This window comes from Amycolatopsis lurida (assembly GCF_900105055.1).
Lineage (GTDB): Bacteria > Actinomycetota > Actinomycetes > Mycobacteriales > Pseudonocardiaceae > Amycolatopsis > Amycolatopsis lurida.
The window spans coordinates 5,580,433-5,603,077 of the sequence record NZ_FNTA01000004.1; the positions used below are offsets into that span (position 1 = coordinate 5,580,433).

A 22,645-nucleotide genomic window follows, 5' to 3' on the forward strand; every position below is an offset into this window, starting at 1 on the left:
CGTCGGCGGAATGGATACCCCCTATCGGGGCGTTGGCATCCTGTGGACGGTCGTACCCACGAAACCTGGAGGATCTGGTGGCGCTGGACCCGGAAGACCTGTACGAGGTGGACTCGGACGTCCCTGACCTCGGCGGGGCCGTGCTCCTGCACTACTTCGACGGCTTCATGGACGCGGGTTCGGCGGGCAGGCTCGTCGTCGAGCAGCTCCTGAACTCCTCCGAACACCGGGTGATCGCGCGGTTCGACGTGGACCGCCTCATCGATTACCGGTCGCGGCGTCCGGCGATGACCTACTCGATCGACCACTGGGACGCCTACGACGCCCCCGAACTGGTCGTCCGCCTGCTGCACGACGCCGACGGCGTGCCGTTCCTGCTGCTCACCGGGCCGGAACCGGACCACGACTGGGAGCGGTTCTGCGCGGCGGTGCGCGGGCTGGTCGAACGCTGGGACGTCCGGCTCACCACCGGTTTCCACGGCATCCCGATGGGCGCGCCGCATACGCGCCCGCTCGGCGTGACCGCGCACGCGACGCGGAACGAACTCGTCGGTGACCACCGCCCGCTGCCCAACCGGATGCAGGTGCCGGGCAGTATCGCCGGGCTGCTGGAGTTCCGGTTCGGCGAGTGGGGGCACGACGCGTCGGGGTTCGCGGCGCACGTGCCGCATTACCTGGAGGACTCGACGTACCCGAGCGCCGCGCTGAACCTGCTCGGCGCCGTCGCCGCGGCGACCGGGCTGAACCTGCCGGACGGGGAACTGCGGAAGGCGTCGCACGAGGCGGAAGCGGAAATCGCCCGCCAGGTCGCCGGATCGGAGAAGGTCGCCGAAGTCGTGCGCGCGCTGGAGCAGCAGTACGACACGTTCATGGAGGCGTCCGGCAAGGAAAGCCTGCTCGCGGAGTCGGTCGAGCACATGCCGACCGCCGAGGAACTGGGCAACCAGTTCGAGCGGTTCCTGGCCGAGCAGAACGGCGGGGACGCCCCAGAGCGCTGAGTCCCACGTTGGCCCGCAAGTACATGAAGGCCCCCTTCACCGCGTCTAGCGCAATGAAGGGGGCCTTCATGTACCGCGGTGAGACTCAGTGGTCGATCGCGACCATGACCCGTGAATGCTTCGGCCGCTCGATCTCGTCGACCAGCGCGACCGCGAGATCCGCGTAGGAGAACGGCCCCGCGTCCGCCGCGCGCGGCAGCACCCGGTGGTCCCCGCTGCGGTATTCGCCGGTGCGTTCGGCGCGCTCGTCGAGCATCACCGGCGGCGGCGCGACGACCACCCAGTCGAGCCCGTCGCCGGACGCACGGAAGACCTCCAGTTCCGCCGTGTGCCCGAGCGAGAACTCGCGGTGTTCGGGCGGCCAGCCCGGCTGGTCGTGGAAGGCGACGCCCGGTGCGATCTCCAGTGCCGACCCGACGCCGACGACGACCAGTCTCGCGACACCGGCCCGGCCGAGGCCGTCGATCAGCGCGTGCGCGGCGGCCGGGTAGTACTCGCGTGACGGGAGATCCGCGCGGTAGAGGGAACTGATCGCGGCATCGTGCCCGGCGGCGGCCTCCGCGACGTCGTCCGCGACGGTGGCGTCGGCGGCGATCAAGGTGACATCGTCCCCGGCGAGATCCGGGTGCCTGCCGGGATCCCGCACGGCGGCGGTGACCTGGTGCCCGCGGCTCACTGCTTCGGCGACGGCACGGCGCCCGCCGCGTCCGCCCGCCCCGAAGATGACGATCCTGCTCATCGTGCTCCCCTTTTTTCCGTGCCGGCACCCGAGTGTCGGCGGTGATCGCGATGCTAGGAGCGGACCCCTCGGTTACCGCAACGAAACCGGCTCCGCGCCTTCTGGCACCGTTCACCCGAAAGGTGCTGGTGTATCGTCCCGGGATGCGTCACCTGGTACCCCATTCAGCCCTGAAAACCCTGAGCCGGTCGGCTCGTGGCACGCTCGGCCGGGGCCTGCACCGGCTCGCCCGCCGTTTCCATGATCCTTGTACGGAGGAACTGGACCGGGTCGCCGCGGAACTGCGCGCGGAGATCGTCCGGCAAGGGGATCGCTGTTTCGATCGGATCATCGAGTTCGAAATCCGGAGCCGCCGCGACATCATCTACGCCGGTGACCAGGATGCGGCCAGGGACAGCAATCGTTTCGCCCGTGAGCATCTGACCGGGACCAAACATTTCGCGCGTCCACAAGAGACTCTCGCGTACGCGCTCTCCCTTGCCCCGTCCGGTGGAATGGCCCTCGAATTCGGCGTCGCGAGCGGGAACACGCTGCGGGTGATCGCCAAGGCCCGGGGCGGTGTCGAGACCTACGGATTCGACTGGTTCCAAGGCCTGCCGGAGAACTGGCTCAACGGGATGCCCGCCGGTTCGTTCGCGCGCGACGACCTGCCCGATGTCCCCGGCGCCGAACTCGTCGTCGGTCTTTTCGCGGACACGCTTCCCGGTTTTCTCGACCGGCACGAAGGCGTCGTCGATTTCCTTCACGTGGACGGCGATCTGTACAGCTCCGCGAAAACCGTGCTCGATCTGGTGGGGCCGCGTCTGCGGTCCGGCAGCATCGTGCATTTCGACGAGTTCTTCAATTATCCCGGCTGGCAGCGGCACGAGCACCAGGCGTGGCTGGAGTACGTCGAACGCACCGGCGTCGAATTCGAATACGTGGCCTACACCTACGCCGACAATCAGGTCACCGTCCGGATCACCTAAAGCAGTTCGCGGACCTCGATCGTGCCGATCGCGGCCCACGGGTGGGTCTTCGCCGCCTCGACGGCTTGTTCGCGGCTGTCGCATTCGAGGATGTTGATGCCGCCGATCTGTTCCTTCGTCTCGGCGAACGGACCGTCCGTGAGCAGTGCCTCGCCGCCGCGGACGCGGACGGTCGTCGCCGACGACGGCGGGTGCAGGCCCATTCCGTCGACGCGCAGGCCGCGCCGCGTCATCTCTTCGCCCCAGACGCGGCAGGGTTCGGTGATGTCGGTGTTCACCGCCGGATCACCGTCGGTCCCGCAGAGCATGAGCAGGTAGCGCACCGCTCCTCCTAGTCGGTCAGTCCGTCTTCGTACGCGCGCAGGGTATCGATGAACATGCGCCGTTCTGCCGGGGTCAACGGCGTGAGTGCCTTCTGCCAGGCGCGGGCGCCCTGCGCGAGCCAGCCGTCGATCGCGGGCCGCATCCCTTCGGCGATGGCGACGATGCGCCGCCGGCGATCCGTCTCGTCCTCGCGCCGGTCGAGCACGTCCTTCTTGGTCAGTTCCCCGACCATCAGGCTCACCGTGGTCGGGGCGACCTCCAGCCGTTCGGCCAGTTCGTTCACCGTCATGGGCCCGTCGAAGAGCAGGTACGACAACAGCGACAGGTGACGTGGGGCCAACGACAACGACTGGAGTTCGCCGGGGATTTTGATCCGCTTCGCCCTGCCGACCATCCGCGGCATGAGCAGCAGCAAAGCCCGCACGGCGTCGTCGACTTCCATGTCCTCGGTTGACACCGGCCACCCTCCTGGATACCTTTGCAGACAAAGAGGCTTTGCTTGCAAAGCAAAATAGCTTTCCCGATGATGCTACCTGGGGAGTACCGGTGCTGATGACCACCGCGGACGCCGAAACGGGGCGCCCCCGCACCACTCGTGTCGACTGCCGCCCGGCCGGAAGCCGGTACCTGGCGTTCGCGCCCGACCGTGATTCACCTTGGTATCGCGACCTTCTGGTCAGTCCACAGGCGACTCTCGAGATCGACGGCGTACCGCATGCCGCGCGTGCCGTGCCGTTCGAAGGCGGGGAGCGGGGCTTCACGCTGCATCTCTTGGAGGTCGACGCCGCCCGCGGCCGGGCGATCGCCGATCAGCTGCTCGTCCACCACGGGGAGCTCCGTAAGACACTGGCGGCCGCGCGGGCCGAACTCGACGGCGCGCCGGTCGCGAACCGGCCGCGTCTGCGGGGCGAACTGCTCGGTCATTGCGTGACGTTCTGCAATGACCTGCGCATGCATCATCTCCGGGAGGACGGCGCGTTCACCGCGATCGAGAAGGCCCACCCCGGGCTCGCGCCGGCGCTGAAGCGGCTGCGCCGGGAGCATGAGACCGTGTCCCGCGCGCTGCACGATCTCGATCGGCTGCTGCAGGGCGAAGGGACGATCGAACGCGCGGCGCTGCGCGAGGAATTCGAGCGGGTGGTGAACGGACTCGAAGAGCATTTCGCTTACGAGGAGGCGAATCTGCTTCCCGCGCTCCGCGGTGACAGCGCGAGCTAGCCGGCGCTGGTCACAGCTCGGGAGCGAGCGGGTGATCGAACTGCTTGCGCACGGAGACATGCCGCCTGGTTGCTCCGAGCGGGTGAAAGCGACGGTCCGGCCGGCGGAAAGTACCGGTAACGAATACCCGTCGTCCGGCGACTGATCGTTGTCCGCACCGATCGGCGCGACGCCCCCGACCGGAATTGTGAGAACCGATGAAGCTCCGAAGAGCCACACTTCTGTCGCTTGTGGTCGCGACCGCCACGATCACGCTCGTGTCCCCTTCCCCCGCCTCCGCCGAGGCTCCCACCAGTTCGGTGGTGGTCGGGCCGACCACCGTCCAGCGTGGACAGACGTTCACCGTCGAGCACTCGCTGTACAACGCGCTCACGGACGCGGCCATCGAGGGTGGGGCGGCGACGCTCTACACCGCCGAGACGCCGCTCACGGGCATCGCCGACGTCGTCTCGTGCCCGGGAGCGCTCAGCTGCAGCTCGCACGTCGTGAGCATCCGCGGCGGGGTCGGGGACGTGGCTCCCGGCGACAGCCGCAAGGTGACGTTCACCCTGCGGGTCAAGGACGACGCTCCGCTCGGCCCGGTGACCCTGCGGCACCAGTTCCTCGGTGAGAACTACAGTTTCGAGACGTTCGACGGTCCCGTCCTGACCATCACCGGCGGCACGACCGCCGCCGACCTCGGGGTCACGCTGACCGCGTCCCCGCGCGGGCTCCTGACGTCGTCGATCGACTACACGCTCAAGGTGACGAACGCGGGCCCGGCCGCGGCGTCCGGGATCCGGGTGGCGTCGACCCTCGGTAACGGGTTGCGCTTCACCGGCTCCTCGGCCTGCTCGAATCCGAGCGGCACGAAGGTCGTCAACTGTGCCTTCCCGTCGCTCGCGTCCGGAGCCAGTGCCACGGCCAAGTTCTCGGTGGCGACCGGGCTGCTGACCGTCGGACCGGTCAAGACGACCGCGAAGATCACGCAGAGTTCCGTCGCCGATCCGAACCCGGCCAACGACACCGCTTCGTCGACCTGCACGGCGATCACCGGGCTCCTCGTCAGCTGCTGACCCACGCGATTCGTCACCTGCTTGCGCTGAACGACGCCGCGAGTAGGTGACGAATCGCGTCAGCGCAGACGTTCGGCACGGGCGTTGAGATAGCGCTGGTGCGGCAGGCTCGTGGCGCGCCGCGCGGCGTCCACATAGGACTCGACCGCCGCGGCGGTGTCGCCGGTCATCTCCAGCAGATGCGCGCGGGCGGCGTGGAACCGGTGGTCACCAGTGATCCGGTCGCCCAGCTTTTCCAACGCCACCAAGCCTTCCCGCGGTCCTTCGGCCATTCCGACGGCGACGGCGTGGTTCAGCGCCACCACCGGATTGTCGGAGAGCCGCAGCAGAAGTGCGTACAGCGCCTCGATCTGCGGCCAGTCGGTCTCCTCGGCGCTCGGCGCCTCGTCGTGGAGCGCGGCGATGGCCGCCTGGATCTGGTACTGCCCGGTCGGCCCATGGGGCAGTGCTTCGGACAGCAGCGCGACACCCTCGGCGACGTACTCGGTGTTCCACCGGCTCCGGTCCTGTTCGGACATCGGGATCGGCGCGCCGTCCTGCCCCGTCCTCGCCGGACGGCGCGCGTCGGTGAGCAGCATCAGCGCGAGCAGCCCGCTGACCTCGCTGTCGTCCGGCCGCAGCCGGTGGACGATCCTGGTCAACCGGATGGCTTCGGCGGACAGGTCGCTCCGCACCAGATCGGGGCCGGACGTGCTCGCGTACCCCTCGGTGAAGATCAGGTACAGCACGTGCAGCACCGCGTCGAGCCGTCCCGCTTCCGGCGGCATGCCGAACGGGACACCGCCGGCCTTGATCCCGGCCTTCGCGCGGCTGATCCGCCGGGTCATGGTCGCTTCGGGAACCAGGAACGCGCGGGCGATCTCCGCCGTGGTGAGGCCGCCGACCGCCCGCAGGGTCAGCGCGATCTGCGACGACGGCGACAGGGACGGGTGGCAGCACAGGAAGAGCAGGACGAGTGTGTCGTCGAAGTCGGCGGCACGCCGGTCCGCGGCGGGGGCGAGATGTTCTTCCGGCAGGGTCCGCTGGACGACGTTGTCCTCGCGACGGCGCCGCGCCTGCTCGGCGCGGAGCAGGTCGGTCAGCCGCCGCGAGGCGACGGTGATGAGCCACGCGCGCGGATTTTCGGGCCGCCCTTCGGCAGGCCATTGCGTCGCGGCCGCGAGCAGCGCCTCCTGCGTCGCGTCCTCCGCCAGGTCGAAGTGACCGTAGCGGCGGACGACGGCGCCGAGGACCTGCGGCGACAGCTCGCGCAGGAGGTCCTCGACGCCGCTGTCCGGCACCTAAAGCTCCAGCTCTTCGAAGCTGTCGGCGCACGGCCGGATGTCGACGTACCAGTCGCGGCCGAGGTCGCTGTCTTCCGGATGCGGGGTGTTCGCCAGCTGGGCCGCGATCTCGGTCGCGCGGTCGTAGCTCGCGCAGTCGACGGTCGTGTACCCGACCAGGACCTCCTGCGTCTCGGCGTACGGTCCGTCCGTCACCACAAGGGAGCCGTCGCGCAGGGAGATGCGGCGGGCGTGCGCCGGCTGGGAGAGGCCCTGCGCGTCGACGAACTCGCCCGACTCGACCAGATCGTTGTTCCACTTGCCCATGAACTCGTGCAGGGCCTTGACCTCGTCGCTGCTCCAGGCACCGGCGATGTCGGCGAGGTCCTTCTGCGACCCGAACATCATGATCATGTACTTCACGGTTCTCTCCTCTCGGCGGGCACCGCTCCGGTGCCTTCCGCCGGGGACGTCGGAGCCGCCGGACCGGACCGGACATGGTCCGCCGGGAATTCTCCCTCAACCGCGGTCCGCCGCGGTGTTCATCGCGTCGGCCGGTTCCAGGGTCCGCCCGCCGGTGATCTTGGCGTAGAGGTGCTCGCCGCCCAGGACCGGCGGATACTTCGGCGGGTTGACGGCGGAATGGCAGGTCGGAAGGCATTCGAACCGCGCGTCGTGATCGCCGTCGAAGAAGAACGCCACGCTTCGCCGACATGACGGTCCTGGCCCGGACGGCGGCACGACCCGGTGCAGGGTGGAGCGCCAGCGGTCGTTGGTCCACTGCGCGGTGAGGTCGCCGAGGTTCACCACCAGCGCGTCCTCAGCGGGGACGACGTCGTGCCAGGCGCCGTCGGGACCGTGGATCTGCAGGCCGGGGACCGGGTCGGCGTAGAGGACGGTGACGATGCCGTAGTCGGTGTGGGCGCCGAGCCGCATCTGGCCCGGCAGGGGTTCGAGGGCTCCTGCACGGCGCTCGAAGTGATTCACCCGCAAGGTGCGTGTCGGATGCCGGGTGTACGCGCCGAGGTAGCCGTCGGACAGCCCGAGCGCCTTCTCGAAGATCTCCAGCAGCACTCGGGCGACCCGGTGGGCTTCGTCGGCGTACGCGGTGAGCGCTGGACGCAGGTTCTCCGGCAGGTCGGGCCAGATGTTGGGGGCGAAGAAGCCGTAGGGGTCCTCACCGTCGATGTGCTCCGCGCCGATGACGAACGATTCCGACAGGTCGGGCGGCGTCGTCTCGCCGAGGCTGTACGCCAGCCCTTCGGTGCCTTCTGCCGCGTACCCGCGGTCCGAAGCGCGGTCGACCGGTGCGGATCGGAGCTTCTCCTCGACAGGGAGCGCGAAGAAGGCAGCGGTCGCTTCGCACATGTCGTCGATCGTCCCCCGCGGGATGCCGTGCCCGACCACCTGCAGGAACCCGACGCGGCTCAAGGCCTCGTCGACGGCGTGCGCGAGCTGTGTGCGGTCGCCGTCGTGCCAGGTGCTCAGGTCGACCGTCGGTACGAGAGTCATACAGCGACGGTAGCCAGGTCCGCGTCGGTGCTCACCGGGCCGCGGGCATCCGATCGGGCGATTCGCGCCGCCCGATCGGCCCCCGCAGGTTCACCGAGCACACCAGGCCGAGGATCAGCGCGCCGACGGGAAGCAAAAAGGCGGCCTTGACCGCGTCCGTGAGCCCGGCGCCGGTGATCTGCGCGGCCAGTTCCCGTGCCTGGGCCGCGATCTCGGACGGCAGATCCGCGGGGATCTCCGGAGTGCCGCCGAACTCGGAGGCGGCGGCCTCCGCCCCGGCCTCCCCGGTGAAACCGTCGATGAACCGCTGCCGGAATTCGGCGGGCAACGCCGCCGCCGCTTCGTTCGCCAGCGCCGTCATCGAGGCCCCGGCCCGCGCCTGCACCAGGACCGCGACGGCCGCGCCGCCGAGCACCCCGCCGACCTGGCGCGCGGTGTTGAAGATGCCCGACGCGCTGCCGACCAGCGAACGCTCGACGGAGTTGAGGGTCACGTTGTTCATCGGGGAGAAGGTGAACCCGACCCCGAGGCCGCAGAGCAGCAGTCCGGGGAGCAGGGCCTGCGGCGAGCTCGCCGGGATGATCACCAGCGAGACGAGGCACAGGCCACCGCTCAAGCAGAGCATCCCGAACGCCAGCAGGTACTTGGGATTCACCCGGTCCGAAAGCCTGCCCGCGAACGGCGCGACGCCGCCGGACACCAGGGCGAGCGGCGCGATGAGCAGCCCGGCGTCGGCCGGGGACAGCCCGAGCACCGACTGGACGTAGATGACGAACAGGAGGAGCATGCTGGTCATCGTGAAACCGACCGTCACCGCGGACGCGGCACCCAGTGAGAAGTCGCGGTGGCGGAAGATCCGTAACGGCAGCAGTGGTTCGCGGCGGTTGGCCCGTTGCCACAGGACGAAACCACCCAGCAGCAGCACCCCCGCCCCGATGATCTCGAAGGCCGTGCCCCAGCCGTAGGTCTGTCCATTTTGGATACCGAAGACGACGCAGACGAGACCCGCGCCGAAGAGCAGGATGCCGGGAACGTCGAAGCGGTGCGAATTCCCCGGCCGCCAGTCCGGGACGAGGACGACGGTGAGCGCCAGCGCGATCAGCCCGACCGGGACGTTCGCGAAGAAGATCCATTCCCAGCCGAGCCGGTCGACGAGCACCCCGCCCAGCACCGGGCCGGCGATCATGGCGAGGCCCGCGACACTGCCCCAGGCGCCCATCGCCGGGCCGCGTTCGTCCGGCGGGAACAGATGCGTGATGAAGGCCGTGGTCTGCGGGGTCATCAACGCGGCACCGAAACCCTGCACCGCGCGGGCGGCGATCAGCGTCTCCACGTCACCGGCGAGCCCGCACCAGAGTGACGCCGCGGTGAACACCACCAGCCCGGCGACGAAGACGCGCTTCGGTCCGAATCGGTCGCCCAGCCTGCTGGCCGGCAGGATCGGGACGGCGTAGGCGAGCAGGTACACGCTGGTCACCCAGATCACCGCGGTCAGCTCGGTGCCGAGTTCGCGCACCATCGACGGCACCGCGATGTTCACGATGCTGATGTCGAGCATGACCATGAAGAAACCCAGGCACAGTGCGAAAAGCGCGGGCCAGGGCCGGGTCCGCTTCGGCATCCGTCCTCCTCATCCGGCGCCGTGAGGTGGACGACGAGCGGGGCCGCCCGCCGTCCGCCCCCGGGGTCATCCTGCTTGCGTGACCATTTCGGCGACGTTCGCCACGGGCGCCCAGACGCTGTCCGGACGACCGATGCCCTGGTAGGAGAGCCCGGTCCGCGCCACGGTGTGCGGATCGAGCAGGTTACGGGTGTCGATGACGGACCGGCCGTGGAGCCGGTCGGCGATCCGTCCCCAGTCGAGGGCGCGGAACTCCGGCCACTCGGTCAGCAGCACGACCGCCGCCGCCCCGTTCGCCGCGTGATAAGCGGTCCCGGCGATCCGGACGTCGTCCGTCACGCCCGGCACCGGTGCGTGGACGCTGGGGTCGTACCCGGTCAATTCCGCGCCCTCGGCCGCCAGCAGCGCCGCGATCGCCAGCGACGGGGAATCCCGCAGATCGTCCGTCCCGGCCTTGAACGTCAAGCCGAGCAGGCCGATCCGGACGCCGGCGAGGTCGCCGCCGACGGCCTTGCGCACCTTGTCGACCACGAGCTCCTGCTGCTTCACGTTGGTCTCGATCGCCGCTCGCAGCAGGGCGAAATCGCTGCCTGCCGATTCCGCGGTGCGCAGCAGCGCGAAAGTGTCCTTCGGCAGGCAGGAACCGCCCCAGCCCGGGCCCGGTCGCAGGAACGACTTGCCGATCCGCTCGTCGTAACCCATTCCGGTCGTCACGTCGTCGATACTCGCGTCGAGGTACTCGCACAGTTCGGCGACGGTGTTCACAAAGGACAGACGCGTCGCGAGGTAGCAGTTGGAGGCGTACTTGATCATCTCCGCGCTCGCGGAATCGGTCACCAGCACGGAGGTGTCGAGCTTCTCGTACAGCTCGGCGACCCGGCGGGCGGGGGCCGGGTCACGGTCGGCCGAACCGACCACGATCCGGTCGGGGTTCAGGAAGTCGTAGACCGCGAACCCTTCACGCAGGAACTCGGGATTGGACACGACCGCCACGTCGGGGCGATCGATCAGGTCCGCGACGCGGGCCGCCGTGCCGACGGGGACCGTCGACTTGTTCACCACGACGCAGCCGGGCGGCAGCAGATCCCGCACCTCGGCCACGACGGATTCCAAAGTGGTCAGATCCGCCGCGCCGCTCGCGCCCATCGGGGTCGGCACGCAGAGGATCACGATATCCGCCCCAGCCGCCGCCGCGCTCGCGCCGAGGACGAACCGCAGATGCCCGGACGCCAGCCCGTCCACCACGAGTTCGCAGATCCCCGGTTCCCTGATGGTCGCCTCGCCGCGCCGCAGCGCGTCGACCTTCTCCTGGTCGACGTCCGCGCAGACGACGCGGTGTCCCAAGGACGAGAGGCACGCGGCCGTGGTCAGCCCGACGTAGCCCGCGCCGATGACGGCGACTTCTGCCCCCATTGTTGCACCCATTCCCTTACCCTCCAGTTTTCGATGGTGCCGGGCAGTACGGAGCCGCACGGCCCGGCGCCATCGCGAGATACGGATTTTCAGCAGGACGAGCCGTGAGTCACTTGGCGTGGGGGATGGCCCTGATCCCCTCGTACGGGGTCTCCTTGCCGAGGTAGTCCACCGTTTCGAACAGGCCGATGGCGTCCATCGGATAGCGGGCGCCCGCCTCCGCCGCGAAGACGCACGGAAGGATCTGCTTCCGCTCCGAGGCGGCGGCCTGGCCGCCCTTGCGGATGTGCTTGTGGGTGTGGATCAGGATCGGCATGTAGCCGCCGCCGAGGAACGAACCCGCCTGCAGCACCGCCCCGCCGACGCAGTCGATCACGCAGCCCTTGCCGAGGATCGCGTCGCGGCCCTGGTAGTAGTACGAAGGCGTGGCGAGCGTGCCGTGCTCCACATGGAACACCCCCGCCGACAGGCCGATGATCGACCGGCCGCAGGTGCGCAGCACCGAGCGGTAGAAGTCGACCAGGATCGGCCGCACGGTGGTGTCCGGAAGCGAGAATTCGCCGCACATCAAGGTGATGCGCACCAGTTCCGCGAGCGTGAGGCCGGAACCGTGCTCCCCGGGGAACTCCTGGTCCCACGGCACGAGGTAGTCCGACGGCGCGACCATGGTCGTCCCGACGTCTTCGAGGATCAGCCGCTCCGGCTCGCCGACCGGTTCCGATGGCAGGACACCGTTCGCGAGGACCCGAACGGCGAGCATGTGCCTGCTCTCCAGCGTTTTCGCCCGGCTGGCCGCGATCAGGAGGTTGAGCCTGCCGGTCACCGTCTCGGGGATGTCGAAGAGGTGATCGATGCCGTCGGTGGGGACGGCGATCTTCGCCTGCAGACCCCGGGCGGGCAGCGGTTCGTAGGAGTCGACGACCTCCTGGAGAGCACCGGCGTACTCGCCCGTTCCGGCCTGGACGAGCCTTTCCGCGGCCAGAGCCCGGTAGTCGTAAGGGATCGAGGTCGACGTCGACAGCACGACGTCGGCGAGCAGGGCGCGATACCGGTCGTCGTCCAGCGACGACGCGGCCAGTTCCAGTGACAGGTAAGGGGATTCGTCACCGGGGCCGTGGATCCAGCTCGCGGTGAACGGTGCCTCGAACCGGCACGCCTTCGAGAACAGCGCCCGGGCGGCGTCGTCGTTCTTGATCTGGCCGGTGACCTCGGCCAGCGCCACGTCGCGGTCCGAGACCTCGGGCAGCATGTCCTTGGCCGGCCTCAACAGTGTCGAAAGATCCTCGATGCTTCGCGTCATGCTTCGCTCCCAATCCGTGCGAACTTCTCGTTTTCCGTTGTGTGCGGGAAGATTCCGGTGAACATCGCCGAACCCAAGGCGGCGAGGAACCGGTGCTCGGCGGGGCGGACCACCGTGGTGCCCTCGTCGAGGTGCTGCAAAAGGTCCAGCTGGGTCAGAAGTGCCTCCTTGAAATGGTTGACGGCGATGCGGAAATGGCGCGCCGGAGCGGCGGTGTCCCGGATGTGGACGGCGTGGACGTTCTTGTGGTCGGGATCCGCGCCGAAGAACGGTTCGAAGACCAGGGTGACGTGCTTCCCGGAGAAGAGTTCGACGTCCGCGAAGCGGTACCGGAACTCGGACCCGTACGGGATCGCCGATGGGGCGATGAAGTCCTCCGAAACCTTTTCCGGGAAAGCGAATCCGGCCAGTTCGGGGAAGGCGATGGCACCGGTCGACGACGTGTAGAGCTCGACCTCCGGGATGCCGGGCGCCATGGTCCGCACCCGCATCTCCGCCGTCACCGAAGACGGAACCGTACGCAGGTACGCCCGGTACGCCGCGGAAGGCAGGATCGCGCGCAGGATGCTCAGCATGTGGAAGCCCTCGTAGCCGGCCTCGCCGTACTGGGTGTCGACGAACCTGCCGTTCGCGACGTCGAATTCCCGGTTCTTGGTGAATTCGACGGTGATCTTCCTGATCGGGTCGAAGCCGGCGAGGTCCCGCACCGACGCCGCGAAGCGCTGCACGGCTTCGCTGTGCGAATACACGTCGTTGACGATGATCCGGGCACGAGGGTGGCGCCGGACCGTGTGGCCGAGACCGGCGAGATCCTCCGGGTAGCAGGCGGGTTTCTCGAGCAGGACCCGGGCATCGGGCTGCCGCCGCAGGATCTCTTCGACGACCGCGAGATGGGTCACCGTCGGGGTGGCGACCACCCAGGCGTCGACCGCCGAGGGGTCCGGCACCTGCGCCACCCGCTCCCAGTCGGCGCCGTCGCCGATGTCCACCGTGCGGATCCGGTGCCCCGCCTGGCCGTAACACGCGGCGTACAGCGAACCGATCTTGCCGAGCCCGACGATCACGATCGTCTTCTCAGCCAGCGCTGGTGCCGACACGGGCTTCCCCTCCCCGTGACCGGATGGCGTGACGGGCGGCGGACGTTCCCGCCGCCCGCCCCAGCACGGCGCCCGCCATCAGACCGGTGCCGCCCGGGTAGCCCTGGTCGTAAAGGCCGCCGACGATCACGCCCGCCGCGTACAGGCCGCTGATCGGCTCGCCGCCGCCGCGTACCTCGGCGTCCGGGGTCACGGACAGCCCGCCGTAGGTGAAGGTCAGTCCGCAGACCACCGGGACGAACAGGAACGGGGGCGTGTCTAGACGTTTCTCCGCCTGGCCCGCGTGCAGCCGCTGGACTTCGGCGGTCAGGTTCGCCGCGTCGATACCGAGCCGCCGGGCGCCTTCCTCGAGCGAGGAGACGGACACGGACGCAGGGTCGCCGACGTAACCCTTCGGGAGCGAGCCCGCCGAGAAGACCTTGTCGTCGAAGATCTGGAAGGCGATCTTTCCGGGCTGTTCCTGGATCTTCTGGCCGAGCGTGACGTAGGTGAGGTTGCTGTAGCCGCCGGATTCGTCGAAGAACCGGCGCCCTTCGCGGTTGACCACGACGCCCAGCGGAAAGGCGTAGCGGGCGAGGCCGTGGGATTTGTGCATCTGCCCCGGCAGCATGTGGTCGGGCAGGTTGATGCCCTGCGGCGTGGTGTGGCACTTCTCCCAGTTGCCCGCGGTGTCGGCGCCGATGTCGATGGCCGCCGTCAGCGGGGCGCCTTCGTTGAAGGGAACGCCGCGCAGCTTCACGTCCCGCCACTCCTCGCCGAGGTGGCGTTCACGGAGCCGGGTGTTCGCCTCGAAGCCCGCCGATGCCAGCACCAGCGCGTCGGCGACCATCGGGAACGCGGGGCCGGAGCCGTCGAGCAGATAGCGGTCGCCGGCGGTCTTTTCGAAGCCGGTGACCGCGCTGCCGTAGAAGACCGTTCCACCGAGCTGCTCGAACCGGGCGAAGTTCCGGTCCTGCAGGCTCTGGCCGCCCCCGTCGAGGACGATCGGCACGTCACCGGGCAGCGGGGTCGGTCTCGGCGCCCAGCGCTGGCCGAAGTCGCGCATCCAGGTGATCGTGTCCGTCGAACGGCGGATGATCGATTCGATGAGGGCGACGTCCACCTGATCGCCGGACACCGCCAGCCAATCGCGGAGGTACTGCTCGTCGGTGTACCCGGACCGGCCCGCCAAGATCTCGTCGACGCGCTCATTGTCCGCCTCCCGTAACAGGGAAGCGATGAATGGGCTTCCCTGCCAGGAGAACCGCATCGTCCTGGTCAAGGAACTGTTCCCGCCGCGTAATTGTTTCGGTGCGGCTTCGAGGACGCTGACCGCCTTCGCGCCTGCCTGTAGCGCGGCTATCCCCGCGCAGAGACCCGCATTACCGGCGCCGACGACGACGACCTGCCTCTCGGCGACGGTATTTCGACCGTTATCCATCAACAACGCTCCACAAATCCGATGTTCGCCAATTCAGGGACGACCGAGTTCGAACGAGACCGCGACGTACCGCCGAAGGGCGTGACGAAGGGTTATGCCCGCGAACGGGTGTCGAACCGTCGGTTCGCTGCGGGAATCGCAGCGTTCACTCCTCGCGTGTGCTCAGATGTGCGGCGCACGAGGGTATTTCTTCGGAATCAGCGCATCGCCAGCCCCATACGGGCGATGCCGGCGTCATCCGGCGTTCAACAGCACAGAGATTTCAGTGGACGCCTTCCGAGCTGAACCAGGAGTTTCCGCCGGGTTCACCGGCGCCCTTGACGATGGTCGTGCGGATGCCTCTGGTTCGCTCATTTTTCTTCGGCCCGGCTTTCCCGGGCCTCCCCAGGTTCGGTCGGTGTTCAGGCCGACTGGAGCCAGCCTGACTTCCTGACCAGCGCAGGGGCAACCTTCGGCCAGTTCGGCCTTGTTCGAAATCGTTCGAGTGGTCCGAACAGCGGTTTCCGGCGCCGCTGAATGGCGGTATCGCGGCTGAGATCGCCTCAGTCAATCTAGAGCGATGATCGTTGATGAGGGGGGCGACGACGGGGAGTCGCCGGCGACGGTTCACCCGCCGGACTCGACGGCTTCACCGGCTGAGTTCACAGCAGCACTGCGTGTATTGAGAACGTGGTCCGGATTGACTTATCGGCAGTTGGCCGGAAGGGCGAAAGAACTCGGGGGAACCCTTCCGGCGAGTACGGTCGCGACCACTCTCGGCCGCACCACACTGCCCCGCGAATCGTTCGTCGAGACGTTCACGCGCGCGTGCGGACTGAACGACGAAGAGGTACGGCGGTGGCTCGACGCCCGGACACGGATCGCGATGGGGGCACCGCCGCGGCCCCCCGACGAGACGAAGGGGGAAGCCGTCCCACCGCCGGAGCCCGAGCCGGAACCGCGACCCCGTCGGCGCTGGCACGCGCCGATGATCGTCGCCGCGATCGTGAGCCTCGTCCTCGTCGGGACGTTGGGATATCTGACGAGGTCGTTCGGCGCGTCCTCGAAGGCCAAGGAAACCGCGGCCGTGGTGCCGGGGCTGGACGTGCGGGAAGTGGGCAGCTGGGCGCAGATCCGGCCGGCCCGGTCGCCCGAGTTCTGTCTCGCCGAGGGGCGGGATCGGACGCGGCTCTATTCCGGTGCCATCGTCGCCCAGCAGATCTGTGGTGGTGACGCGGCGCCGCGCCTGTTCATCGACCCCGTCGGGGAAGAGAACGCCGTGCAGTTCCAGTGGCACCATCCGGAGACCGGGGTCGGCTGCCTCACGGTCGTGAACGAAGGGCTGGGGCACGACCTGATCGAGTCCCGCGACGACTGTGACGACGATGGTACGGACCAGTTGTTCACCATCGCCTCGGCGGATCCGGCGGAGCCGGGACGGTTCCTCATCCGGCCTGTCGGCACCAGCCAGTGTCTCGGCCTGCGCGACCTGGACACCGTCGCGGGTACGGAGGTGGTCCGGGAACGGTGTTCCGGAGCGCCTGACCAGACTTTCCTCATCGATCTGATCCCGCCGCCGTGAGTGGCCTGGGGGTTCCGGAGGTGGTGTCGCGAAAGCCACTTTCGGGACACCCGGCCCAAGCTCGTCACCTACTCGTCAGGTCCCGGCAGTACAGGAGGCGATACCGAGTGGGTCGGGCCTCGTGACCGTTCGGACGACACGCGTGATCAGGCGGACGACACACCACCCGTGCGGCCGCGGCGGGCATTCGAGACCAACCGAATCGGCGACTACGGACCTCGTCCTGTGATCACTCCACGAGAAAGGTGGCATAGCCGGGAACCGAAGACGACCTTTCGACGACTTGTGGGGCTGAATCATGCGGCCCGGCGAGCGGAGAGAGATGCACTGGTACGAGGACGACGACCTGTGGGTCGGCTTCGCGGACGTGATGTTCCCGCCCAGCCGGGCCGATGAGGCCGAACGCCTGACGGCCACGTCACCGCTGCTCGAAGTCGCCGACGGCGCGAAGGTGCTCGACCTGGCCTGCGGTCCGGCGATCCACGTCGTGCCGCTGGCGAAGAAGGGCGCCGACGTGACCGGCGTCGACCTCAGCCCGGCGATGCTCGAACGTGCGCGCGAAGCGTGTGAGAACGCGGGAGTCGCCGCGAAGCTGATCCAGGCCGACATGCTCGAATACACCGAACCGGCCGCGTACGACCTGATCATCAACATGTACACGTCGTTCGGCTACTTCACCGAGCCCGGTGACAACCTCACAGTGCTCCGAAACGCCTACGCCAGTCTCGCGCCCGGAGGCAGGCTGCTGATCGACGTACTCGGCAAGGAGGTGCTGGCCGGCTGGGTCGGTCGCCCGAAGGCGGTCGACGTCGACGGCGGGACGGTGTTCATGCGCGACACCATTCTCGACGACTGGACGCGGCTCAGGACCGAGTGGACCCTGGTCCGCGACGGCGAGGTGAAGCAGGCGTCGATCCTGTCCTTCTTGTACAGCGCCGCGGAACTGAAGGCGCTGTTCGAGACGGCGGGCTTCACCGGCGTCGAGTGTTTCGGTGACTTCGACGGCTCGCCGTACGACAACCACGCGCGCCGCCTGATCGTGCGTGGTGAACGTGCCGGCTGAACCGCTCCGCCTCTTCGCGGAACCGGAGGACGACACCGCGCGCCCGCTCCGGCTCACCGGCCCGGTGCTCCTGCTTTCGGCCGCACTCCTGATCTCGCTGATCGCGGGCATCGCGCTCGGCCCGTCGAACGTCGCGCTCACGGATGTCCTGCGCTATCTGGGAAAGGCGATCACCGGCGGCACCATCACCGGCGACGAGGTCACCGGGTACTCGATCGTCTGGCAGGTCCGCACCCCGCGGGTGCTGCTGGCGGCGGTGGTCGGAGCGGGGCTCGCGGTGGTCGGCGTCGCGGTACAGGCCCTGGTCCGCAACGCCCTCGCCGATCCGTTCGTGCTCGGGATCTCGTCGGGCGCCTCGGTCGGCGCCGCCGCCGTCGTGGTGTTCGGCCTCTTCGCCGGGCTCGGCGTGCTGGCGTTGTCGACGGCCGCCTTCATCGGCGCGCTCGGCGCGACGGCGATCGTCTATCTCGCCGCCCGCAGCAAATTCGGCCTGACGCCGTTGCGTCTCGTGCTCACCGGGGTCGCGCTCACGTATGCCTTCCAGGCCTTGATGAGCGTGCTCGTCTACCTGTCGCCGAACGGCCAGGCCGCGCAGACCGTGCTGTTCTGGCTGCTCGGCAGCCTCGGCGCGGCGACGTGGGCGTCCTTGCCGCTGGCCGCGCTCGGGGTGGCCGTCGCGGTCGTGGTCCTGCTCCGTCACGGCACCGCGCTCGACGTCCTGTCCATGGGCGACGAGACCGCGATGAGCCTCGGTACCGACGCGGCCGCGTTGCGCCGCTGGCTCTTCCTGCTCACCGCGGTCGTCACCGGTTTGCTGGTGGCGGTCAGCGGCTCGATCGGGTTCGTCGGGCTGGTCCTGCCGCATGTGGTGCGGATGATGGCCGGTTCGGGGCACCGCCGGGTGCTGGCGCTCGCGCCGTTGGTGGGCGCGGTCTTCCTGGTGTGGGTCGATCTGCTCGCCCGCACACTCGTCGCACCCGAGGAACTGCCGCTCGGCGTGATCACCGCGCTGATCGGCGTACCGGTGTTCCTCGTCGTGATGCGGCGACGCGGCTACGCGTTCGGAGGCCGCTGATGCTGTCACTGCGTGAACTTTCCGTCGAGGTGGCCGGGACGACGCTGATCCGTGAGCTGTGCTTGGACGTCGGCGCGGGCGAGGTCGTCGGCCTTCTCGGCCCCAACGGCAGCGGCAAGTCGACAGCGTTGCGCTGTGTCTACCGGGCGCTGGCGCCATCCGGCGGCGCGGTCCTGCTCGACGGCACCGACCTCCTCGAGCAGGGCCTGCGCGATACCGCCCGCCGGATCGCCGCGCTCACCCAGGACAGCCGGGCCGATCTGGACTTCACCGTCGAGGAGGTCGTCGCGCTCGGGCGGTCGCCGCATCAGCGCGGCAATCTCCGGCTGTCGGCCCGTGAACGCGCGCTGTGCCGGGAAGCTTTGTGGCGGATGGACATCACCCATCTCGCTCAGCGCAGTGTGCTGACGCTCTCGGGCGGCGAACGGCAACGGGTCCTGGTGGCGAGGGCGCTCGTGCAGGAACCGGAGGTGCTGGTCCTCGACGAGCCGACCAACCATCTCGACGTCCGCCACCAGGTCGAACTGCTGAAATTCCTGCGTGACTGCGGCCTCACCGTGCTCGTCGCGCTGCACGACCTCAACCTCGCCGCTGCCGTCTGTCACCGGATCGCCTTGCTGCGCGGCGGATCGCTCGCCGCCTGCGGAACCCCGGCCGAAGTGCTGACCCCCGGAACGGTCCGCGCCGTCTTCGGCGTCGAGGTCACCCAGGTGACCCACCCCGTGACCGGGGCCCTCCAACTGCTCTACGACCTTCCCGCCGATGAAACCGAGGGGATCACACGATGAAGCCGTCCAGGGTGACCGCGCTCTTCGCCGCGGCACTGCTCCTGAGCGCCTGCGGTGCCCAGGTCGAGGCCGGGCCGACCGCGCCGGCACAGGCCACGGTGGCCAATTGCGGCGCGCAGGTCGCCTTCCCGGCACCGCAACGTCCCGTCGCCTACGACGTTTCGGGTGCCGAGAAGATGTTCGCGCTCGGGCTCGCCGGCCGGATGCGCGGTTACGTGATGAATTCGCTCGGCGACCCGTCGATCGCCGGTTCGCCGTGGAAGGACGACTACGCCAAGGTCGAGCGGCTCGGCACCTCGCGGATCACCCGCGAAATCCTGGTCAACGCCAAGGCGGACTGGGTGATCGCGGGCTGGAACTCCGGGTTCAGCGAGGAACGCGGGATCACCCCGAAACTGCTGGAGCAGGTCGGCATCCGGAGTTATCTGCACACCGAGACCTGCTGGGAGTATCCGACGGCGAAGTCGGAGGTGACGCCACTGGAGGCGCTCTACACCGACCTGCGCAATCTCGGCGACATCTTCGGCGTCCGCCAGCGGGCCGACGAGCTGGTCACGGAACTCAAGGGGCGCTTCGACAAGGTCCGCGCCGGAGCGCCGAAGACACCGCCCGCCAAGGTGTTCGTCTACGACTCCGGCACCGACCAGCCGTTCACGTCAGGAAAACACGCCGCTCCCAACGACATCATCGACGCCGCGGGCGGGACGAACGTCTTCCGCGATCTTCCGGACGGCTGGGGGAGTGTGGGCTGGGAAGCCGTGGTCAAGACCGAACCCGAGGTGATCGTCGTGGTGGACTACGCCGATCAGCCGGCGCAGGAGAAGATCGCGTTCATCAAATCGGCGCCGCAACTGAAGAACACACCCGCCGTGCGGGACAACCGGTTCCACGTCATCTCTTACGGAGATCTCGTGAGCGGCCCGCGCAACGCGGCGGGCGCCGAATCGCTGGCCGCGTATCTGCGCTCGATCGGCCGGTGACCGCGATGTCCGCGCTGGTCCACGACCACGTCACCGACGCGATCAAGACGCCGGCGTTGATCCGGCTCGAACCGAACGTCGTGCTGATCCGCTTCGAGACCCTGAAGGTCTACGCGGCGCTCGGCGCGGTGCGGTCACTGCTCGCCGACGGAACCGTCCGAAAAGGACAAACGCTGATCGACAGCTCCAGCGGGATCTACGCGCTCGCGCTGGCCATGGCCTGTCATCGTTACGGCCTGCGCTGCCATATCGTCGCGTCCACCACCGTCGACCTCACCATGCGCTCGCAGCTGGAGATCCTGGGCGCGACGGTGGACCAGATGCCGCCGTCGGACGATCTCCGCCTCGACCAGCGGCGCCGCGTCGCGCGCGTGCACGAACTGCTGGACCGTCATCCGGACATGCACTGGATGCGCCAGTACCATGATCCCGTGCACTACCTGGGTTACGCCGAGGTCGCCGATCTCGTGGCCCGCGCGCTGCCGTCCGGGCCGCTCACCGTCGTCGGCAGTGTGGGCACGGGCGCGTCGACCGGCGGGATCGCACGGTCGCTGCGTGAACGCGATCCGGACGTCCGCCTCACCGGGGTCCAGCCGTTCGGCAGTGTCACCTTCGGCAGCGAACGGTTCACCGATCCGGACGCGATCATCGCGGGGATCGGTTCCGCCATCCCGTTCGGCAACGTGGATCACGAACTCTACGACCGGATCCACTGGCTGGACTTCGTGCACGCGATGGCCGCCACCATCGGCCTGATGCGTGAGCACGCCGTGTTCGCCGGGCTTTCCACCGGTGCGGCGTATCTCGTCGCGGGCTGGGAGGCGGCGCGGAATCCGGATCGGACCCACGTCGTGATCGGCGCGGATACCGGACACCGATACACGGCAAGGGTTTTCGCCCGGCATCGGGAAGCCGTCGACCCGGCGGGACTCGCGCCGCGCGAGATCGCTTCACTGGACGAACTCGCCCTGCCGTGGGCGGCGATGGACTGGAGCCGCCGCCGATTCGGGATCCCCGCCCAGCCGCTGTACCGGAAGGAGCGGGTGTCATGACCGTCGTTCTGTTGGAAGCGCTCACCTTCGGCCTGGGCAGGCTCGCCGACGCGGCTGCGGAGGCCGGGCGGAAGCTGGTGCTGTTCACCGGGAATCGCGACATCTACCGCTACGAACTCGGCACGCTCGGGCCGGACCGCGTCGAGGTCGTCGACATCGACACCACCGACATCGCGGCCTGTGAAACCGCGTTGCGCGCCATCCCGGACCTCGCCGGGATCATCAACTCGACCGACACGTGGGCGTTGCCCGGCGCGGAACTCACCGCCCGGCTCGGCCTGCCCGGGCCGGACGCGGCCGCCGTGCGGGTGCTGCGGGACAAGGGCGCGGTGCGCGACCGGTTGTACGAACACGGGCTCACGCGCGGCAGGCCGGTGCCGGTCATGGTCGCCGAAGAACTCGGCTTTCCTTTGGTGGTCAAGGACTCTTCGGGAACGTCGTCGCGGGGCGTCTGGCTCGTCCGCGATCACGCCGAACTCGAACGAGCCAGGCTGGAGGCGAAGACCACGCCGCTCAAGGGTCATCTGATCGCCGAACCGTATTTCGCAGGCCCGCTCTACAGCGCGGAAACCGTCACCTGGCAAGGAAGGACCCGGCTGCTCGGGATCCTCTCCCGCCAGCTGTCGCCCGAGCCGGTGCGGCGTGAGGAAGCCGCCGCGTTCCCGGTGGCCTTCCCGGAGGCCGAGTACGCCGGGCTGGCCGACTGGATCGGCCGGGTGCTCAAGGCCGCCGGACACGAGCAGGGCTTCGCGCACACCGAATTCGTGCTCACCGCCGACGGCCCGGAGGTCGTCGAGATCAACATCCGGATCGGCGGGGCGATGCTCGGCGAGGCGTTGTGCCGGTCGTTGGGCACCAACGTCTATTCCGCGATGATCGCCATGGCGCTGGGCGAGGAACCCGCCTTGCTCACCCAGGAAGTCGGCGGGGGGCCGGGGATCGGGTTCGTCCTGGCGTACCCGGCCGCGGAAGGCGTGCTGAAGGGCTGGTCCGGGCTCGACAGGCTGCCCGGCCTGCCCGGTTCGCCGGAGTGGTATCCGACGGCGAGCCCCGGCGACGAGATCCGGCACCTCGCGGATCAGCGGTCGTGCACCGGGATCGTCCTCGCCGAAGGGCCGACCGCGGAGCTGGCGCTGCATCGCGCGCTGGCCGCGGCGGGCGGGATCACGCCGGAGATCGGTTCTTGAGAGTCCTCTCAG

General features: G+C 68.8%; 22 protein-coding genes. 11 read left to right on the plus strand and 11 right to left on the minus strand.

What is annotated here, in order from left to right; genetic code table 11:
• Positions 1 to 77 precede the first annotated feature (77 nt).
• Entirely contained in the window at positions 78 to 998 is a 921-nt protein-coding gene (locus BLW75_RS31850) for a proteasome assembly chaperone family protein (protein ID WP_034309068.1), read from the plus strand.
• Positions 999 to 1,083: 85 nt separating this feature from the next.
• On the opposite strand, the gene BLW75_RS31855 is transcribed toward BLW75_RS31850, so the two are convergent.
• Entirely contained in the window at positions 1,084 to 1,737 is a 654-nt protein-coding gene (locus BLW75_RS31855; protein WP_091598707.1) for an NAD(P)-dependent oxidoreductase, read from the minus strand.
• A gap of 143 nt (positions 1,738 to 1,880) precedes the next feature.
• Between BLW75_RS31855 and BLW75_RS31860 the strand changes: the two genes are divergently transcribed.
• A complete protein-coding gene (locus BLW75_RS31860; protein ID WP_034309066.1) occupies positions 1,881 to 2,705 on the plus strand; it encodes a class I SAM-dependent methyltransferase in 825 nt (274 codons plus the stop codon).
• Here the strand turns inward: BLW75_RS31860 and BLW75_RS31865 are convergent.
• Together BLW75_RS31865 and BLW75_RS31870 are read right to left on the minus strand one after the other, a co-directional pair.
• The gene (locus BLW75_RS31865; protein ID WP_034309064.1) at positions 2,702 to 3,028 is read right to left on the minus strand and encodes a YciI family protein; all 327 of its coding nucleotides are present in this window, start codon (positions 3,026 to 3,028) and stop codon (positions 2,702 to 2,704) included. The genes BLW75_RS31860 and BLW75_RS31865 overlap by 4 nt on opposite strands.
• Positions 3,029 to 3,036: 8 nt before the next feature.
• Positions 3,037 to 3,471, minus strand: a complete 435-nt coding sequence (locus tag BLW75_RS31870; protein ID WP_034309061.1) for a MarR family transcriptional regulator — start codon at positions 3,469 to 3,471, stop codon at positions 3,037 to 3,039.
• 110 nt (positions 3,472 to 3,581) lie between these two features.
• On the opposite strand from BLW75_RS31870, the gene BLW75_RS31875 reads away from it, so the two are divergent.
• A complete protein-coding gene (locus tag BLW75_RS31875; protein ID WP_034309312.1) occupies positions 3,582 to 4,247 on the plus strand; it encodes a hemerythrin domain-containing protein in 666 nt (221 codons plus the stop codon).
• A gap of 257 nt (positions 4,248 to 4,504) precedes the next feature.
• The gene (locus BLW75_RS31880) at positions 4,505 to 5,302 is read left to right on the plus strand and encodes a DUF11 domain-containing protein (protein ID WP_338399989.1); all 798 of its coding nucleotides are present in this window, start codon (positions 4,505 to 4,507) and stop codon (positions 5,300 to 5,302) included.
• 59 nt (positions 5,303 to 5,361) lie between these two features.
• Here BLW75_RS31880 and BLW75_RS31885 read toward each other — a convergent pair whose 3' ends face one another.
• From BLW75_RS31885 to BLW75_RS31920, 8 genes are all read right to left on the minus strand, one after another.
• Entirely contained in the window at positions 5,362 to 6,582 is a 1,221-nt protein-coding gene (locus tag BLW75_RS31885) for an RNA polymerase sigma factor (RefSeq protein ID WP_034309059.1), read from the minus strand.
• Positions 6,583 to 6,978: a YciI family protein gene (locus BLW75_RS31890; RefSeq protein WP_241783458.1), complete on the minus strand. Its 396-nt coding sequence runs from the start codon at positions 6,976 to 6,978 to the stop codon at positions 6,583 to 6,585.
• 105 nt (positions 6,979 to 7,083) lie between these two features.
• Positions 7,084 to 8,076 carry an isopenicillin N synthase family dioxygenase gene (locus BLW75_RS31895; RefSeq protein ID WP_034309053.1) on the minus strand — a complete coding sequence of 331 codons (993 nt, stop codon included), beginning with the start codon at positions 8,074 to 8,076 and terminating at the stop codon, positions 7,084 to 7,086.
• Positions 8,077 to 8,107: 31 nt separating this feature from the next.
• On the minus strand, positions 8,108 to 9,697 hold the full coding sequence (locus BLW75_RS31900) for a DHA2 family efflux MFS transporter permease subunit (RefSeq protein WP_091598713.1): 1,590 nt from the start codon (positions 9,695 to 9,697) through the stop codon (positions 8,108 to 8,110).
• Positions 9,698 to 9,763: 66 nt separating this feature from the next.
• Entirely contained in the window at positions 9,764 to 11,110 is a 1,347-nt protein-coding gene (locus BLW75_RS31905) for a UDP-glucose dehydrogenase family protein (protein ID WP_241783447.1), read from the minus strand.
• A 109-nt stretch (positions 11,111 to 11,219) separates the two neighbouring features.
• Positions 11,220 to 12,410, minus strand: a complete 1,191-nt coding sequence (locus tag BLW75_RS31910; RefSeq protein WP_034309048.1) for a hypothetical protein — start codon at positions 12,408 to 12,410, stop codon at positions 11,220 to 11,222.
• The gene (locus BLW75_RS31915) at positions 12,407 to 13,507 is read right to left on the minus strand and encodes a Gfo/Idh/MocA family oxidoreductase (protein WP_091598716.1); all 1,101 of its coding nucleotides are present in this window, start codon (positions 13,505 to 13,507) and stop codon (positions 12,407 to 12,409) included. Before BLW75_RS31915 ends, BLW75_RS31910 begins: the two co-directional genes overlap by 4 nt.
• Positions 13,485 to 14,927, minus strand: a complete 1,443-nt coding sequence (locus BLW75_RS31920) for an FAD-dependent oxidoreductase (RefSeq protein WP_091598719.1) — start codon at positions 14,925 to 14,927, stop codon at positions 13,485 to 13,487. The genes BLW75_RS31915 and BLW75_RS31920 overlap by 23 nt, the downstream gene beginning before the upstream one ends.
• 559 nt (positions 14,928 to 15,486) lie before the next feature.
• Here BLW75_RS31920 and BLW75_RS31925 point away from each other — a divergent pair.
• The 7 genes from BLW75_RS31925 to BLW75_RS31955 all read left to right on the plus strand — a co-directional run bounded on the left by BLW75_RS31925 (position 15,487) and on the right by BLW75_RS31955 (position 22,633).
• On the plus strand, positions 15,487 to 16,488 hold the full coding sequence (locus tag BLW75_RS31925; RefSeq protein WP_034309046.1) for an XRE family transcriptional regulator: 1,002 nt from the start codon (positions 15,487 to 15,489) through the stop codon (positions 16,486 to 16,488).
• 322 nt (positions 16,489 to 16,810) lie between these two features.
• Entirely contained in the window at positions 16,811 to 17,551 is a 741-nt protein-coding gene (locus BLW75_RS31930; RefSeq protein WP_034309042.1) for a class I SAM-dependent methyltransferase, read from the plus strand.
• Positions 17,532 to 18,626 (plus strand): FecCD family ABC transporter permease, encoded by a 1,095-nt coding sequence (locus tag BLW75_RS31935; protein WP_034309039.1) that lies wholly within the window; start codon positions 17,532 to 17,534, stop codon positions 18,624 to 18,626. Before BLW75_RS31930 ends, BLW75_RS31935 begins: the two co-directional genes overlap by 20 nt.
• Positions 18,626 to 19,414: an ABC transporter ATP-binding protein gene (locus tag BLW75_RS31940; protein ID WP_091598724.1), complete on the plus strand. Its 789-nt coding sequence runs from the start codon at positions 18,626 to 18,628 to the stop codon at positions 19,412 to 19,414. The genes BLW75_RS31935 and BLW75_RS31940 overlap by 1 nt, the downstream gene beginning before the upstream one ends.
• Positions 19,411 to 20,394, plus strand: a complete 984-nt coding sequence (locus BLW75_RS31945) for an ABC transporter substrate-binding protein (RefSeq protein WP_034309037.1) — start codon at positions 19,411 to 19,413, stop codon at positions 20,392 to 20,394. Before BLW75_RS31940 ends, BLW75_RS31945 begins: the two co-directional genes overlap by 4 nt.
• Positions 20,391 to 21,446, plus strand: a complete 1,056-nt coding sequence (locus BLW75_RS31950) for a cysteine synthase family protein (RefSeq protein WP_034309035.1) — start codon at positions 20,391 to 20,393, stop codon at positions 21,444 to 21,446. Before BLW75_RS31945 ends, BLW75_RS31950 begins: the two co-directional genes overlap by 4 nt.
• Positions 21,443 to 22,633 carry an ATP-grasp domain-containing protein gene (locus tag BLW75_RS31955; RefSeq protein ID WP_034309033.1) on the plus strand — a complete coding sequence of 397 codons (1,191 nt, stop codon included), beginning with the start codon at positions 21,443 to 21,445 and terminating at the stop codon, positions 22,631 to 22,633. Before BLW75_RS31950 ends, BLW75_RS31955 begins: the two co-directional genes overlap by 4 nt.
• Positions 22,634 to 22,645: the final 12 nt, after the last annotated feature.

What these genes read in the sequence shown, in the direction of transcription:
- BLW75_RS31900 (WP_091598713.1), bottom strand. Translation starts at nt 9,697, where the DNA reads ATGCCGAAGCGGACCCGGCCCTGGCCCGCGCTTTTCGCACTGTGCCTG.
- BLW75_RS31925 (WP_034309046.1), top strand. Translation starts at nt 15,487, where the DNA reads ATGATCGTTGATGAGGGGGGCGACGACGGGGAGTCGCCGGCGACGGTT.
- BLW75_RS31940 (WP_091598724.1), top strand. Translation starts at nt 18,626, where the DNA reads ATGCTGTCACTGCGTGAACTTTCCGTCGAGGTGGCCGGGACGACGCTG.
- BLW75_RS31890 (WP_241783458.1), bottom strand. Translation starts at nt 6,978, where the DNA reads ATGATCATGATGTTCGGGTCGCAGAAGGACCTCGCCGACATCGCCGGT.
- BLW75_RS31920 (WP_091598719.1), bottom strand. Translation starts at nt 14,927, where the DNA reads ATGGATAACGGTCGAAATACCGTCGCCGAGAGGCAGGTCGTCGTCGTC.
- BLW75_RS31895 (WP_034309053.1), bottom strand. Translation starts at nt 8,076, where the DNA reads ATGACTCTCGTACCGACGGTCGACCTGAGCACCTGGCACGACGGCGAC.
- BLW75_RS31870 (WP_034309061.1), bottom strand. Translation starts at nt 3,471, where the DNA reads ATGGAAGTCGACGACGCCGTGCGGGCTTTGCTGCTGCTCATGCCGCGG.
- BLW75_RS31955 (WP_034309033.1), top strand. Translation starts at nt 21,443, where the DNA reads ATGACCGTCGTTCTGTTGGAAGCGCTCACCTTCGGCCTGGGCAGGCTC.
- BLW75_RS31945 (WP_034309037.1), top strand. Translation starts at nt 19,411, where the DNA reads ATGAAGCCGTCCAGGGTGACCGCGCTCTTCGCCGCGGCACTGCTCCTG.
- BLW75_RS31930 (WP_034309042.1), top strand. Translation starts at nt 16,811, where the DNA reads ATGCACTGGTACGAGGACGACGACCTGTGGGTCGGCTTCGCGGACGTG.
- BLW75_RS31855 (WP_091598707.1), bottom strand. Translation starts at nt 1,737, where the DNA reads ATGAGCAGGATCGTCATCTTCGGGGCGGGCGGACGCGGCGGGCGCCGT.
- BLW75_RS31905 (WP_241783447.1), bottom strand. Translation starts at nt 11,110, where the DNA reads ATGGGGGCAGAAGTCGCCGTCATCGGCGCGGGCTACGTCGGGCTGACC.
- BLW75_RS31910 (WP_034309048.1), bottom strand. Translation starts at nt 12,410, where the DNA reads ATGACGCGAAGCATCGAGGATCTTTCGACACTGTTGAGGCCGGCCAAG.
- BLW75_RS31875 (WP_034309312.1), top strand. Translation starts at nt 3,582, where the DNA reads ATGACCACCGCGGACGCCGAAACGGGGCGCCCCCGCACCACTCGTGTC.
- BLW75_RS31860 (WP_034309066.1), top strand. Translation starts at nt 1,881, where the DNA reads ATGCGTCACCTGGTACCCCATTCAGCCCTGAAAACCCTGAGCCGGTCG.